The following is a 15,780-nucleotide window of genomic DNA, read 5'->3' on the forward strand; positions in this document are numbered from 1 at the left end:
TCACTTTTAACACTTTAACGATATGAAAAAAGGTTTATTTCTCCATTTATCGGTTTTAGCGATACTGATAGCATTTATCAGTTCATGTTCCAAAACAACGGAGTACACCAACGCTATTCCTGCCGATGCCACATCGGTAGTAGCACTCAACCTCAAATCATTGGGTGAAAAAGCCGGCATAGGCGATAAAGAAAACAAGGAAGCTCTGCAGAAGCTGACCGACGTATTGAAAAACGAAATGAATGCAGCCACTTTCCAACAGCTGGAAACGGTGCTGAAAGATCCGAATAAAGCAGGTATCGACCTGAAATCGCCAGTCTACCTGTTCAATACTCCCAATATGAAAGCTGCCCTGGTAGCTAAAGTCAGCAATGAAGATGACTTGGAGAATCTGCTTCAAGTGACAGAAAAAGAACAAATCAGTTCCGCTGTTGCAGAAGGCGACGGATACCGCTACGCCACACTCAGCAATCAGGCCATACTGGCCTTCACCCCTTCCGCACTTGTCATGGTAAGTTATAGCGGAGAGGCACAGCTGGAAAACGCAAAAGGCCAAGTCAGCAACCTATTGAAGCAGACTGCCGAACAAAGCATTGCCAACAGCGAAGGTTTCAAGAAGGCCATGAAGAAGAATGGCGAAATCAACGTATTCATTGCCCTGAACGAACTGTCAAACAGCTATGCCCAGATGATGAAACAAAGACTGCCGAACAGCGAGAACTGGGAAGAGATGTTCCTGCTGGGCAGCCTAAGCTTTGAAAAGGGAGAAATAAACTTTGAAGCCGAATGGTATACCAATAATGATGAACTGAGGAAAAAGCTGGAACAACAGGCCAAAGCTACAACACGCCCTATCCAGAACAATCTGCTGAAATATTTCCCGCAATCCTCACTGGCATTGTTCAGCATGGGCATCAACGGAGAAGAAGTATTCAAATACCTGCAAGAAAACGAAGATTTCCAGAAGAGCATATCCATGAAGCAGTTCAACGACCTGAAAGTCTTTTTCGATGCTTTTCAGAACGACATAACCATAGGACTGATCAACGTCACCATGCAAAATGCTCCGGCCTTCCTGGCTTATGCCGAGGCCAAGAACAACGATGTGCTGAAAGCTCTTTATGAAAAGAAGAACGAACTGGGTCTGCAACGAGGTGCTGACATCATCCGATTGAACGAGAACGAATATGTGTACAAATCGCGTAAGCTGAACGTATTCTTCGGCATAAAGGACAAGACGTTCTATGCAACCAATGATGAACTGCTTTACAAAAGCATCGGTAAAGCATCAGATCCTTCTGCCGCCAAAGCCGAATACGCATCCGAAATCAAAGGAAAGAACATGGCCTTTATCATCAATATTGAGTCTATCTGCTCTTTACCGGTAGTCAAGATGCTGGCACAATTCGGTGGACAACAAGCTGCCTCCGCCCTCTCGCTGTGCGACAACCTTACTTATCTGGAAGTGACAGGAGACATACAGAAAGCAAACTTCAGCTTGAAAATGAAGAATAAAGAAGTCAATTCACTTAAACAAATCGTCAACTTCGCAAGACAGTTTGCCGGCATGTAAGCCGACACTAACGCTATAGAGCGTCAACTGTCAACGAACAGTCTAATTAAACAATGAACAATATTCACCTGCGGCAAACACTTCCACAAGTGTTTGCCGACCGTGATGCCATTACCTCTGACATATGGCATCACGACATCACATTCTGCAAAGGGAAGCGTTACCTGATTGAGGCCGCTTCGGGCACAGGCAAATCTTCGCTTTGCAGTTACATCTACGGATACCGGCGCGACTATCAGGGCATCATCAACTTCGATGAACGCAACATACGTTCGCTCTCCGTAAGCGAATGGGGAAACATCCGGCGACACTCACTCAGCATTCTGTTTCAAGAACTGCGCATCTTCCCCGAACTGACGGCACTCGAAAATGTTCTGCTAAAGAACCAGCTGACCCACCATAAAAAGAGAAAGGACATCGTGGCCCTTTTTGAAACACTGGGGATTGCCGACAAAATCGACGTACAAGCCGGCAAACTGTCTTTCGGACAGCAGCAACGGGTAGCTTTTATCCGCAGTCTTTGCCAACCTTTCGACTTCATCTTTCTGGACGAACCCGTCAGCCACCTTGACGACGAAAACGGCATCATCATGAGCCGGCTGTTGACAGAGGAAGCCGAACGGCAACAAGCCGGTATCATCGTGACATCAATAGGCAAACACCTGCCACTGGACTACAACGAAGTATTCAAACTTTAACTCTGAAAGAAACAATGAACAAACTCGTCTGGCGACTTCTTCGTCAACACATCAGCGTGGGACAACTGGCCGGCTTCTTCCTGGCCAATCTGTTTGGCATGACAATCGTCCTGCTAAGCATACAGTTCTATCGCGATGTATTGCCGCTGTTCACCCAAGGAGACAGCTTCATGAAGAAAGAGTATATCATCGCCACCAAAAAAATCAGCACCCTCGGAAGCTTTGCCGGGCGCAGCAATACCTTTACCAAAGAAGAAATCAAGGAACTGCAACAGCAGCCGTTCACCCGTAGCATCGGGGCTTTTACCCCTTCGCTCTTTAAAGTATCAGCCGGGCTGGGTATGCAGGAAGCAGGCATCCACCTGTCTACCGAAATGTTCTTCGAGTCGGTACCCGACGAATATGTAGACGTCAACCTAGACAAATGGCACTTCGATGAAAACAGCCGCACCATCCCCATCATCATCCCGCGCAACTACCTCAACCTCTACAACTTCGGTTTTGCCCAAAGTCGCAGCCTGCCCAAGCTGTCGGAAGGTGTGATGAGCCTGATTCGGATGGACATCATTCTGCGCGGCAACGGACGCGTAGAACAGTATAAAGGTAATATCGTAGGTTTCTCCAACCGTCTGAATACGATACTGGTTCCGCAATCGTTCATGAACTGGGCCAACCAGACTTTTGCTCCCGACCAGGAAGCACAGCCGTCACGGCTGATTGTCGAAGTGAACAACCCAACCGACACAGCCATCGCCGACTACTTCCAGCAAAAGAATTACGAGACCGAAGGCAATAACCTGGATGCCGGAAAGACGACCTACTTCTTACGGCTTATCACTGGCATTGTTATCAGTATAGGACTGTTTATCAGTCTTCTGTCGTTCTACATCCTGATGCTGAGCATATTCCTGCTATTACAGAAGAATACCGTAAAACTGGAGAACCTGCTGCTCATTGGCTACAGTCCCACGAAAGTAGCCCTGCCGTACGACTTGCTGACCATCGGTCTGAATCTGATTGTACTTCTACTGTCAGCAGGCGGGGTGATGTGGATTCGCAGTTATTACACAGATACCCTTCAGAATCTGTTCCCGCAACTGGAAACAGGCTCTTTATGGCCTTGCATACTGACGGGAAGCCTGCTGTTTGTCTTTGTTTCGCTGGTCAACATCCTAAGCATACGGAAAAAGGTGAACGACATCTGGAAGAACGGTGCATCCAAATAATTTCAAACTTTTCGGGCACGGACCACAGGACATTTTGCAATGGAATTATCCCTTTCGCAACATCATTCCCCTGTAGTCCGTGCCTTCTTCTATCCGATAAAAAGCCCTGCTCTGAACGACGTCTGTACGGCTCGTGAACAACACTTGTACGGCTCACGAGCGGCACTTGCACGGCTCACGAGCGACACTTGCACGGCTCGTGAACAACACTTGCACGGCTCACGAACCATATTTGCACTGTTCGGCACATTGCTTCTTACGCTCTCTAACATTGATTGTTACGTCCTCTGACATTGCTTGTTAAGCACTGCCACATTACACCCTATCTGCCACGACATATACTGCCGCCTCAGACAGCATCGGAATCTGATGAGAAAAGAATGGATGGAAGGCGAAAATACATTAAAAGATAAAAGGTTCACGAAGCCTTCACCGCTGTGTATGGTTCCGTAAACCTTTCATCTCAATCTTTTTGATGTTTAATGATGTAGTCTTTAGGAGACAAGCCATACCGTTCTTTGAACGAGTTGGAGAAATGAGACAAACTGGTATAACCCGTAGCATAAGCTATCTCGGAAATAGTCAGCTTTTTATTCTCGGCCAGCAGCTTGGCTGCCTGTTGCAGACGAATATTCTTAATGAAGTCGCGAGCTGAAAGATTTGTCAGTTCCTTCAGCTTCCGATGAATGTGCACTCTGCTCAGTCCGACTTCTGTAGCCAGCAATTCTGCATTCAGGTCGGGATCGGCCAGATGTTCGTTCACCACTTTCATGATTTTCTCCATCAGTTTCTCATCGCCCGACTGCATTTCCAGTTTGTCTATCTTGTCTTCCTGCTGCTGCGTACCGCTAAACTTATTCTTCAGCATCCGACGATTGTGCAGTAAGTTGGCAATCGTTCCTTTCAGTAATTCCGTATTAAACGGCTTCACGACATAGGCATCGGCTCCAATGTCCATGCCTTCCAGACAATCTTCGGGCTTCGACTTTGCCGTCAGCAACACTACCGGAATGTGATTGATATTGGTATTTTGCTTGATTTTGCGACACAACGTAAGTCCGTCCATTTCAGGCATCATTACATCACTGATTATCAGATCGGGCATATCGGTCAGCATCAGTTCGTAGGCTTCCTTGCCATTCACGCAAGTCTGTATCCGGTATTCATCGGCCAACTCATTCTTCAGATAAGTGCGTATCTCCTCTTCGTCTTCTACAATCAGCACTTTCTGGTTGGTCTTGGCTTTAACGTTCTTTTCCTCTTCCGCCTGCAGATCTTCCGGAACTTCGCTCAGTACTTCCGGATGTACACGAGGCTTCAGCGGAACCGGCTCTATCTTCATACTGCTTTCGCCAGCTTCCAGTTCATCGCTACGCAGGTGCGCCGCTCCCATCGGAATACGGATAACAAAACGACTACCCGAAGTGTCTTCCCGATTTTCGGCAAAAATCTCGCCATGATGCAGCAATACCAACGAACGGGACAGGTGCAGACCGATTCCCGTACCAAAGTTAGACTTGGTTACATCGTTGTCTATCTGGTAGAAGCGTTCGAATATACGTTCAATCTTATTCTTGTCGATGCCGATGCCACTATCCGAAACGGTTATCTCAAAATACTCCCTCAAAGCATCCCTACGGGTAGCGTCCTTGCCGGTAGACAGCCGAACCAGCACCTCCCCTTCTTCCGGCGTATACTTAAAGGCATTGGAAAGGATATTCATCAGAATCTTATCAAAGTTATTCAAGTCAATCCAGACTTTCAGTTCAGGCATATCATGCTCGAACGTGAAGTGTATCTTCTTCTTTCGCGCCAGATAATCGAATGTCATCATTACATCGTCGATAAAGCCCACCATATCCGTCTCGCGGAACTTCAGGAACATCTGCCCCTTATCCAGCTTACGAATATCCATCAACTGATTGATCAGGCGCAAAATGCGCTGGGCATTACGATAAATCATCAGGTAAGTCTTATGCAGTTCCGCATCTTTCTTATCGGCAAGCAACTTCTCCAGCGGATTGATGATCAGCATCATCGGTGTACGTATTTCGTGAGAGATGTTGATAAAGAACTGCAGTTTGGCTTCGTTCAGCTGTTCGGCATGTTCACGCTTCATAAGCTCACGGCGATGCCGCATCCGCGAACGGATATGGTTTACAACACCATAGACTAGCAGTCCCAACAGAATGCAATAAATGAAATAAGCCCACCAAGTCGCATACCAAGGAGGAGTAATCAGAATTTCGATATTACGTATTTCCGAAAGACTTCCATGATTCAAAGCACGCACCGAGAAAGTATATTTGCCGGGAGGCAAGTTGTTATAAGTCACCAGATTTACCCCCGGTTCGGTCGACAGCCACTTCGATCCCAGTTCCTCAATCTTATACTGGTAAGTTATCTGTTCCGGATTATTATATTGCAGAGTGGAAAAGACAATACTAAACGTATTGTCATCATAAGCCAACTGAAAGCGTTTCGCATCCTGAACACTCCCCTGAATAACCGGTCGACCACCCGATTCGGTATTTTTGCGTACAGGCTGATTGAATATAAAGAAGTCAGTGATGCAGACCTCTGCTGTCTTGGACTCACTACTGATGGCGTCCGGCAAGAAAGCTGTAATACCATTCACACCACCAAAGAAAATCTTTCCCGACGGAGCACGATAAAAAGCTCCGTGCGTGAATTCATTGCCTTGTATTCCATCGCCCGCGTAATAGTTTATGAAACGTTTCTCTACAACATCAAACTTACTGATGCCATTGTACGTACTAATCCAGATATTGTGTTGTCCGTCTTCGCACAATCCGCAAATAACATCATTAGACAAACCATCCTTGACGGTAAATTTCTCGATCTCCTCTGTTTTCTTATTAAAACGGAACAGACCACCAGTCGTTCCTGCCCAGATATAACCATTGCTATCTTCCAGCAAGGCATAACCTACGCAGTCGGTTATCAGTGTATTGGATTGCCTATAGTTCAGGAAACTGCCAGTCTGGGGATTAAAGCAACTGATTCCTTTATAATGCGCCAGCCATACAATCCCATCTTTATCACAGAATAAATAGTTTACCCAATCGTTAGCCAACTCATTCCGATTCAAATCGCCCGCTTCGTCCTTGGACGATTCGTAATGCTTCAACTCTTTCGTCTGCAGATTATATCGGTAAAAGCCCGAACCCAAGGTTGCGATATACAGGTTTTTCCGTCCATCTTCCGCTATCGACAACACCTTTTTATTACCGATCTGCGGCAGATAGTCACACTTCCCTGTTTTCCTATCCATTCTGGCCAAGCCACGTGTATACGATCCAACCCAAAAATCTCCGTTCGAATCTTCGTACATACACATCACCGTACTGGCAACAGAACTCGAAGAACCATCCGGCTGATAATGCCGTATACGTTTCCCGTCTATCCCCAGTTCAAACAAGCCTTCATTGTCCGCTCCTACCCATAAATGATAATCACTGTCCTGAAAAACAGACATCACACATCCTTCGCCTATAGGGTTATAATAAATAGATTTGCTGCCATAATATTCAAAAGGATTTTCCTGCTTCGGTATCAGCATAATTCCTTTCTGAAATAATCCCAACCATAAATTCTTGTCCTTATCTTCCATCATGGCATGAACCTTGCCTTTGGAGAAGTCCATCGGAGCAGAATTTATACTATAATCTTCCAAAGCCTCAAGAGCCGGATTATACGCCTTTATTCCCTGCCCATCGGTACCTACCAGCAACTTGCCGGATACCATCAGCAGACAATATACTGATATAGACGGAGAACCTTCACAAGGGACAGACACAAACCGGTTGGATTCCTTATCATAGCGCGAAAGGCCCTTTTTAGGCGTTCCGACAAACAAGTTGCCCTGGTTGTCCTCTATGATAGCCGAAATATTATTATCATTTATTTCCGGATATTTAAAAATACGTATTTCTCTTGTTGCCGGTAAATAGCAAATTAAACCATTTCCTTCAGTACCAATCCATATATTACTGTTGGAATCCTCATAAAAGTTCTGCTGATAGTTGTAATTGGCCTGATGCAATATATTATCCAAAGACAGAGCCTTATCTCCCTGAATATCTAAGCGAAACATACCTTGACCGGTTGTAGTAATCCAGATTTCGCCATTGCGCAATTCACGCATTTGAGTCACGTGCGGATATACTCTGCGACCACCACGCATCATGGGTATTTCGATGAATGTATCAGTGTCACGATCATACTTCATCAACCCATCAATACAGCCTACAAACAGATTTTTCCGACTGTCTTCAAACAACGTATGCACATAGTTATTTTTAATAGAAGTAGAATCACCGGGAATGTGCTTGTAATTGGTAAAGCGTATACCATCAAAACGGTTTAAACCGTATTCTGTTGCAATCCATACAAAACCACGGCTGTCTTGCAGAAGCTTATTCACCAGGCTGCTGGACAATCCGCTTTCCATAGAATAAAAACGACCGGTTTGTGCCATTCCAGGCACAAAAGGAGTGCAAAAGAATATTACAAAGAGAATAATACGAATATATTGGTTCATGGTATAAGGTTTGTGATATCTATAAAAATCGTTCAAAGATAATGCATTTCACCAATATTGAAACATTAAAAAACACAAATGTTACATGGAAGAAAGATTATGTAACGTAGACTAAAGTTTATCCACCAAAATTATAACTTTTCCACAAAAGACAAGCACAAAATGGATCTGAAATCAACGCAAACGACAAACACATATACTCAAAAATAGCATATCATTAGCCTAATAAGATACCCAGATAGTAGCCTAAAATTAGATAATCCTGCCATATTTCACTTACTAAAAAGGTAATAAATTCATCCATAATAAAAAACAGGCCAGGATAAAAGCCCCTAAAAAGAAAAATAGCTACATCAGCCCACTATTTTACCTGCTTCAACAAGCATATTTTTCTAATATTGATATACACTTCGAATACAATAACTATAGCAATGGTAACATCCTATATAAAACACGACTTTTAAGCCGAATGTACTCTATATACAAGAAAATGTAACGTAGAATAAAGTGTATGTTACCTATAGGAATGTTTATGATACATTATTTGAAATGAAATACAAAGCTGATTCGTATCTTTGTAAACAGAGATAACATTAAAATTGATACCTGTATCACCATGAAAAAGACAACCCTACTCCTCCTTTTCATTCTGTTGTCGGCAACCTTATCCGCGCAGAAAAGTTCTTTACACAGGGAAGATACATTCACTCAACTCCTTGTCGAGGGAAAACCTTTCCTTATATTAGGAGGTGAACTGGGTAATTCTTCAGCAGCCTGTACACAAGACATTGAGCGTATCTTTCCGAAACTCCAACGGATGGGATTAAATACTGTACTTGTTCCTGCCTACTGGGATTTAATAGAACCCGTAGAAGGACAATATGATTTTACCCTGACCGATAAGGCCATCGAACAGGCTCGGGCAAACAATCTGAAAATAATATTCCTGTGGTTTGGAGCATGGAAAAACTCCATGAGCTGCTACACACCACTATGGTTCAAGACAAACTATAATAAATATCCGCGAGCCATTACTCAAAACGGTAAGCCGTTAGAAATAGCAAGTGCCTTTTCCGACAATGTCCGTCAGGCAGACAACCGGGCTTTCACTGAATGGATGAAACACATAGCCGATGTGGATAAAACACATGGAACAGTCATCATGATTCAAATTGAAAATGAAATAGGTATGCTTGAGAGCGCACGCGACTATTCCCAAGCTGCTAATCAAGCTTTCCAGGCACCGGTTCCAGAGAAATTAATGAATTACCTGCAAAAGAACAAGAAAAAGCTTCATCCGCAGATGCTGAAAAAATGGGAAGCACAAGGCTGTCCCCGACAAGGTAATTGGCAAGCAGTTTTTGGTTCAGATATCTATACGGACGAAATCTTTATGGCATGGCACTATGCCAACTATGTAGAAGAACTGGCCCAAACAGCACGTTCCATATACAACGTACCTTTATATGTCAATGCAGCGATGAACAGTCGTGGCCGCCAACCGGGAGAATATCCTTCAGCCGGTCCGCTGGCACACCTTATTGATATATGGCACTGCGGTGCACCATCTATTGACATTCTTGCCCCTGACCTTTACGATAATGGATTCAAGGATTGGGTTGCCCAATACCATCTGCACAACAATCCACTTTTCATTCCAGAAATCCGACTGGCAGACGATGATGGTGTAAGAGCATTCTATGTATTTGGCGAACACGATGCCATAGGCTTCAGCCCCTTCTCCATCGAGGATGGAAGTGACTCACAGCAGGCTCCTTTAGTACAAAGCTATGGCAAATTAAAGGAAATGATGCCCTTACTCACCCAATACCAAGGAAAAGGAGTCATGAAAGGACTGCTGTTTGACCAGGAAAATAAAGAACGTATTCTGCACAATAACGATCTGGTCATTACATGTCGTCACTATTTCACCCTGCCGTGGGATCCGAGAGCTACCGATGGAAGCAAATGGCCCGAAGGTGGAGGCATCATATTCAAATTAAGTAGCAAAGAATATATTGTAGCCGGCAGTGGAATCGTTGTAGAATTTGCTAAAAGTACAGAAAAGGCATCCGGAAACGCCAAAGAACTGTTAGGCGAAGATGGCTTCAAACTAAAAGGTGAAAACGAGCAACACAGCTACACTGAATCAAAGAAGTTCCAAGGAAAACGCTGTGGACTCGGTTCCGTTGATGAAATCCAAATCAATCCTGACGGTAGTTTCGGGTATATTCGCCGCTTAAACGGCGATCAGACCCACCAAGGTCGTCATGTCCGTATTAGTGTTGGGGACTTCAAAATATTACATGTAAAATTATACGAATACGAATAACAAACAAGTAAAATATATAAGAAACATGCATAAAAATAAAGTTTATATTAAGTTTAGGTTAGGAGTTGCAGTGTTACTTTGCCTTTGCTCTGCCTCAATGGCAGAAGCAAAGGTGAAGTTGCCTGCTCTTATTTCCGACGGTATGGTGTTGCAACGCGAACAAACCGTCAAAGTATGGGGAACTGCCGATGCGGGCGAAACCGTCACAGTCAGATTCTTAAAAGGAAAATCGGCTGACAACGTAAAAATAGCCCTTCCTTCTATAACAAAAGGTGGTAAACTAAAAGACACATTTACTGCAACAGCCGACAATTCCGGAAAATGGAGCATTACACTTCCTCCCATGAAAGCAGGAGGCCCCTATCTCATGTCAGTAAACGACATCGAAATCAAAGACATTCTGATAGGTGATGTATGGCTTTGCTCCGGGCAATCCAATATGGAATTACCTGTCAGTCGGGTTACCGATATGTTTGCCGAAGAAATTGCATCTTACAACAACGATAAGATTCGCCACATCATCATTCCCAAAGTATACAATTTCCATGCACCGCAGGAAGACACACCTCAAACAAGCTGGAAAGCACTGAATCAACAGAATGTGATGCAATTCTCTGCCTTGGCCTACTTCTTTGCCAAAGCATCCTACGAGAAGAATGGCATTCCGGTAGGACTTGTCAATTCAAGCTGGGGCGGCACTCCTGTTGAAGCATGGATCAGTGAAGAAGGTCTGAAAGAATTTCCACTGTACATTAACGATAAACGTCAATACGAAGACGACGCTTTCTGTGCACATATAAAAAAGGTAGAAAGTGAAAACTTCAGCCGTTGGAATCGGTCGCTTTATTTGGGTGATGCCGGTTTGCACGAATCTACTCCATGGTATGCCACCGATTACGACGACAGCCATTGGAAAAACGTCGACATGTTTTCTGCCGACTGGGGCAACAACGGACTAAATCCCATAGGCGGCTCACATTGGTTACGCAAAGACGTTGATATACCACAAAATTATAGCGGCAAGGAAGCTATCCTGCGTTTAGGCTGTATTGTTGATGCCGATTCGGTCTATGTCAATGGACAGTTTGTCGGAACAACAGGTTATCAATATCCGCCACGTATATACAAAATACCTGCCGGATTACTGAAAGCCGGCAAGAACAATGTTACCGTCCGCCTCATCAGCAACGGCGGACAACCGAGCTTTGTTCCGGAAAAGCCATACAAGATCATTATTCCCTCAGAAGGACAAAACGAAGAAATCAGCCTGGAAGGTACATGGAAATACCGTCTTGGTGCTCCCATGCCCAATGCACCAAGCATGATGTTCTTCTGCTACAAGCCAGTTTGCCTGTACAACGCCATGATAGCCCCCTTAAAAAACTATACTTTCAACGGAGTAATATGGTATCAGGGAGAATCGAACGTATCACGGCGTAACGAATATGCATCTTTGCTGACAGCCATGATAGCAGACTGGCGACGCACTTTCAACCGCCAGGACCTGCCGTTCTATATCGTCGAATTGGCAGACTTCCTTTCCAAAGACGATATTGACGGACGCAAAGCCTGGGCCGAGATGAGACAGGAACAAGCCAAGGCTGCCAAACAGAACACTCATACAACTCTCATCAAAAACAGCGATTTAGGCGAATGGAATGATATCCACCCATTAAACAAGAAAACATTGGGTGAGCGTGTGGCAGATGCAGCCTTAAAACAAACCGACGACAAAAAATAAACAGTGCAAATACTAAAAAATAAATATCTATGGAATCTATTGCAAAAACAAACGAAGAATCAAAAGGATTCTACAAACTTTCCTGGCTTCAACGCATAGGATTCGGCTCGGGAGACCTAGCCCAAAACCTTATCTATCAGACAGTCTGCATGTACTTGCTGATATTTTATACCAACGTATACGGTTTGAAACCCGAAGTGGCAGCTTTTATGTTCCTGATAGTTCGCGTAGTCGATGTTTTATGGGACCCTCTGGTAGGTGCTTTTGTCGACAAGCACAATCCCCCGCTGGGTAAATACCGTTCTTATCTGGTATTGGCAGGTATTCCCCTCACAGGCTTTGCCATTCTTTGCTTTTGGAACGGTTTCTCCGGCTCTTTGGTTTATGCTTACATTACCTATGTAGGACTGTCCATGCTTTATACATTAATCAATGTACCTTATGGTGCCCTCAACGCATCGCTGACTCGCGACACCGACGAAATCACGACATTGACCAGTGTGCGTATGTTCCTGGCCAACACTGGCGGACTGGCGGTAGCTTATGGTATTCCCAAAATTGTAGCAGCCATTTCACCAGACGGAATGACCAATACTACAACCAGTGCCCATGCCTGGTTCATCACAATGACCATTTATGGCATAGTCGGACTGGCTCTGCTCATATTCTGCTTCACACAATGCCGCGAGCGTGTCGTTATGGATGCCAAAGAAACCGAAAACGTAAAGGTATCCGACCTCTGGGTCGAGTTCAAACGCAACAAGCCTCTGCGTGTACTGGCATTCTTCTTCATCACAGCATTTGCCATGATGGCGGTAGGCAACTCAGCAGGATCCTATTACATGATTTATAATGTAAAAGGTACCAGTGACCAGATGGCCAATTTCATGGCATTAGGTTCTATTCCGGCTTTCATTTTCATGCCACTGGTTCCCTGGATTAAACGGAAAATCGGAAAGCGTGCCATGTTCAATGTATTCTTATCCGTCGCCATTATCGGTATGGCCATGCTTTATGTGATATCGATGACTCCATCGCTGAAAACTCAAATCTGGCTGGTTTATGTAGCACAGTTCATCAAGTCAACAGGTGTTATCGTAGCTACCGGATACATGTGGGCGCTTGTACCCGAAGTAATCTCATATGGAGAATATACTACCGGCAAACGTATATCAGGCATTGTCAACGCCCTGACCGGAATCTTCTACAAGGCCGGTATGGCATTGGGAGGTGTAGTGCCCGGACTGGTATTGGCATATGTAGGTTTCGATCAGGAAAATGCTGTCAGCCAATCTCCTTTTGCAGAACAAGGCATCCTTTGGCTGGTAGCCGTTATTCCTGCTATTCTGTTGGCTCTGGCTATGTTCATCATTTCCAAGTACGAGCTGAGCGACGAGAAGATCGATGAAATAAATAAAGAAATCGAATTGCGTCATAAATAAAACAGCCTAGTAAACAAGAGAAAGGTACTCACCAATTTAACTAATTATAATTTTATCGTATCATGAAAATTACGCATGTTATTTTAACATTGTTTGCATCTATGCTAGTAGTTTCCTGCGGCAATGGGAAACAGGCAACTATTACGGAAGAGCCTGCTTTGAAAGATGTTTTTGGCGATAATTTTCTGGTAGGCGTAGCTGTCAACGTCCGCCAGTCGTCAGAAGTAGATACAGCCTCAGTGAAAATCATCAAAAAGCACTTCAATTCGATTGTGGCAGAAGACTGCATGAAGAGTGCCAATATCCATCCCGAAGAAGACCGTTACAACTTCGAGCAAGCTGACCAGTTTGTAAAATTCGGACAAGAGAATAACATGGCCATCATCGGACACTGCCTCATCTGGCATTCGCAGCTTGCACCCTGGTTCTGTGTCGATCAGAAAGGAAACAACGTATCGGCCGAGGTGCTGAAGCAACGGATGAAAGATCACATTACTACTATTGTTACCCGATACAAAGGAAAAATCAAAGGATGGGACGTCGTTAATGAAGCCATTGAAGAAGATGGCTCCTATCGTAAAACCAAATTCTATGAAATATTGGGCGAAGAATACATTCCCCTCGCTTTCCAATATGCCCACGAAGCTGACCCCGATGCTGAGTTATATTACAACGATTACGGAATGAACGTTCCCGAACGACGTGATGCTGTAGTCAAACTGGTAAATTCGCTGAAAGCAAAAGGTCTTCGCATTGATGCTGTAGGTATGCAGGGACACATGGGAATGGACTATCCTACCATAGAAGATTTCGAAGCAAGTATGCTCGCCTTTGCAGAAACCGGCGTAAAGGTAATGATTACAGAATGGGACATGAGTGCCCTGCCTACTGTAAAACGGAGTGCCAATATCTCGGATACAGTTACTTTCCGAAAAGCGATGAACCCTTATCCTGAAGCTCTGCCCGACTCGGTATCCGCCGTATGGAACGCACGCATGAAAGCATTCTTCAACCTCTTCCTGAAACATGCCGACATCGTAGAGCGTGTAACTGCCTGGGGAGTAAGCGATGGTGATTCCTGGAAAAACAATTTCCCGGTACGCGGACGCAAGGAATATCCCCTGCTGTTCGACCGCAACTACGAGATGAAACCATTCCTGAAAGAACTGATAAACGAAAACAAGACAACTGAAAACCAACCAAAATAACCTTTAAAAACAACGCATTATGGAAAAAGAAAAAAGATACTTATTCCCGGCCGACTACATGGCCGACCCATCGGTACATGTATTCAACGACCGTATCTACATTTACCCTTCGCACGATTGGGAATGCGCCAATGTTGAAAACGACAACGGCGACCAATATGTAATGAAGGACAGCCACGTACTTTCGACCGACGATCCCATGCACGGCGAAGTTATCGACCATGGCAAGGCACTCGACATTGCCGACATTCCTTGGGCTGGCCGCCAGCTGTGGGACAGCGATGTGGCCGAAAAAGACGGCAAGTATTACCTGTACTTCCCGCTGAAGGACAAGACCGATATCTTCCGTATCGGTGTAGCCATCGGCGACCGTCCCGAAGGTCCGTTCATTCCCCAGCCCGATCCTATCCGCGGCAGCTACAGTATCGACATTGCCGTACTGAAAGAAGGGGAAGATTACTACATGTATTTCGGCGGCATCTGGGGCGGACAACTCCAACGCTACAAGGACAACAAAGCCTTGGAAATCCCCGAACTGCCCGAAGGCGACCAGCCTGCATTGCCAAGCCGCGTGGTTAAGCTGAGCAAAGACATGCTTCAATTTGCCGAAGAACCACGTCCGGTACTGGTAGTAGACGAAAACGGCGAGCCGCTGAAAGCCAACGACCCGCACCGCTTCTTCGAAGCCAGCTGGATGCACAAGTACAATGGCAAATACTACTTCTCTTACTCTACAGGCGATACTCACATGCTGTGCTATGCCATTGGTGACAATCCTTACGGTCCCTTTACCTACCAGGGAGTTATCCTGACGCCTGTTGTTGGTTGGACAACCCACCACTCCATCGTAGAATACAAAGGTAAGTGGTATCTGTTCCATCACGACAGTGTGCCCTCAGGCGGAAAGTCATGGCTCCGCAGCCTGAAAGTGTGCGAACTGGAGTACGACGAAAACGGCCGCATCCTGACCATCGACGGAGGAGGCGAATAAGCAGA

General features: G+C 45.0%; 9 protein-coding genes. 8 read left to right on the forward strand and 1 reads right to left on the reverse strand.

Going from position 1 to position 15,780, the window contains the following annotated elements:
* Positions 1–22 precede the first annotated feature (22 nt).
* From Q3C19_RS03660 to Q3C19_RS03670, 3 genes are read left to right on the forward strand one after another with little or no spacing between them, the layout of a single operon-like run.
* Positions 23–1,573, forward strand: a complete 1,551-nt coding sequence (locus Q3C19_RS03660) for a DUF4836 family protein (RefSeq protein WP_302727288.1) — start codon at positions 23–25, stop codon at positions 1,571–1,573.
* A gap of 53 nt (positions 1,574–1,626) precedes the next feature.
* Positions 1,627–2,271 (forward strand): ATP-binding cassette domain-containing protein, encoded by a 645-nt coding sequence (locus Q3C19_RS03665; protein ID WP_277120249.1) that lies wholly within the window; start codon positions 1,627–1,629, stop codon positions 2,269–2,271.
* Positions 2,272–2,285: 14 nt separating this feature from the next.
* Positions 2,286–3,497 (forward strand): ABC transporter permease, encoded by a 1,212-nt coding sequence (locus Q3C19_RS03670; protein WP_302727290.1) that lies wholly within the window; start codon positions 2,286–2,288, stop codon positions 3,495–3,497.
* A gap of 463 nt (positions 3,498–3,960) precedes the next feature.
* Here the strand turns inward: Q3C19_RS03670 and Q3C19_RS03675 are convergent, their stop codons facing one another.
* Positions 3,961–7,998 (reverse strand): two-component regulator propeller domain-containing protein, encoded by a 4,038-nt coding sequence (locus Q3C19_RS03675; protein WP_302727349.1) that lies wholly within the window; start codon positions 7,996–7,998, stop codon positions 3,961–3,963.
* A gap of 679 nt (positions 7,999–8,677) precedes the next feature.
* Between Q3C19_RS03675 and Q3C19_RS03680 the strand changes: the two genes are divergently transcribed.
* The 5 genes from Q3C19_RS03680 (at position 8,678) to Q3C19_RS03700 (ending at position 15,775) form a co-directional block, all read left to right on the forward strand.
* Entirely contained in the window at positions 8,678–10,393 is a 1,716-nt protein-coding gene (locus Q3C19_RS03680; RefSeq protein ID WP_302727292.1) for a DUF5597 domain-containing protein, read from the forward strand.
* Positions 10,394–10,418: 25 nt separating this feature from the next.
* The gene (locus tag Q3C19_RS03685) at positions 10,419–12,134 is read left to right on the forward strand and encodes a sialate O-acetylesterase (RefSeq protein ID WP_302727294.1); all 1,716 of its coding nucleotides are present in this window, start codon (positions 10,419–10,421) and stop codon (positions 12,132–12,134) included.
* Between the two features lie 29 nt (positions 12,135–12,163).
* Positions 12,164–13,576, forward strand: a complete 1,413-nt coding sequence (locus Q3C19_RS03690) for an MFS transporter (RefSeq protein WP_022163889.1) — start codon at positions 12,164–12,166, stop codon at positions 13,574–13,576.
* 101 nt (positions 13,577–13,677) lie between these two features.
* Positions 13,678–14,784: an endo-1,4-beta-xylanase gene (locus Q3C19_RS03695; RefSeq protein WP_302727296.1), complete on the forward strand. Its 1,107-nt coding sequence runs from the start codon at positions 13,678–13,680 to the stop codon at positions 14,782–14,784.
* A 19-nt stretch (positions 14,785–14,803) separates the two neighbouring features.
* Entirely contained in the window at positions 14,804–15,775 is a 972-nt protein-coding gene (locus tag Q3C19_RS03700; RefSeq protein ID WP_071150007.1) for a glycoside hydrolase family 43 protein, read from the forward strand.
* Positions 15,776–15,780 lie beyond the last annotated feature (5 nt).

Source organism: Bacteroides sp. ET489 (genome assembly GCF_030518095.1).
Classification (GTDB): Bacteria; Bacteroidota; Bacteroidia; order Bacteroidales; family Bacteroidaceae; genus Bacteroides; species Bacteroides ndongoniae.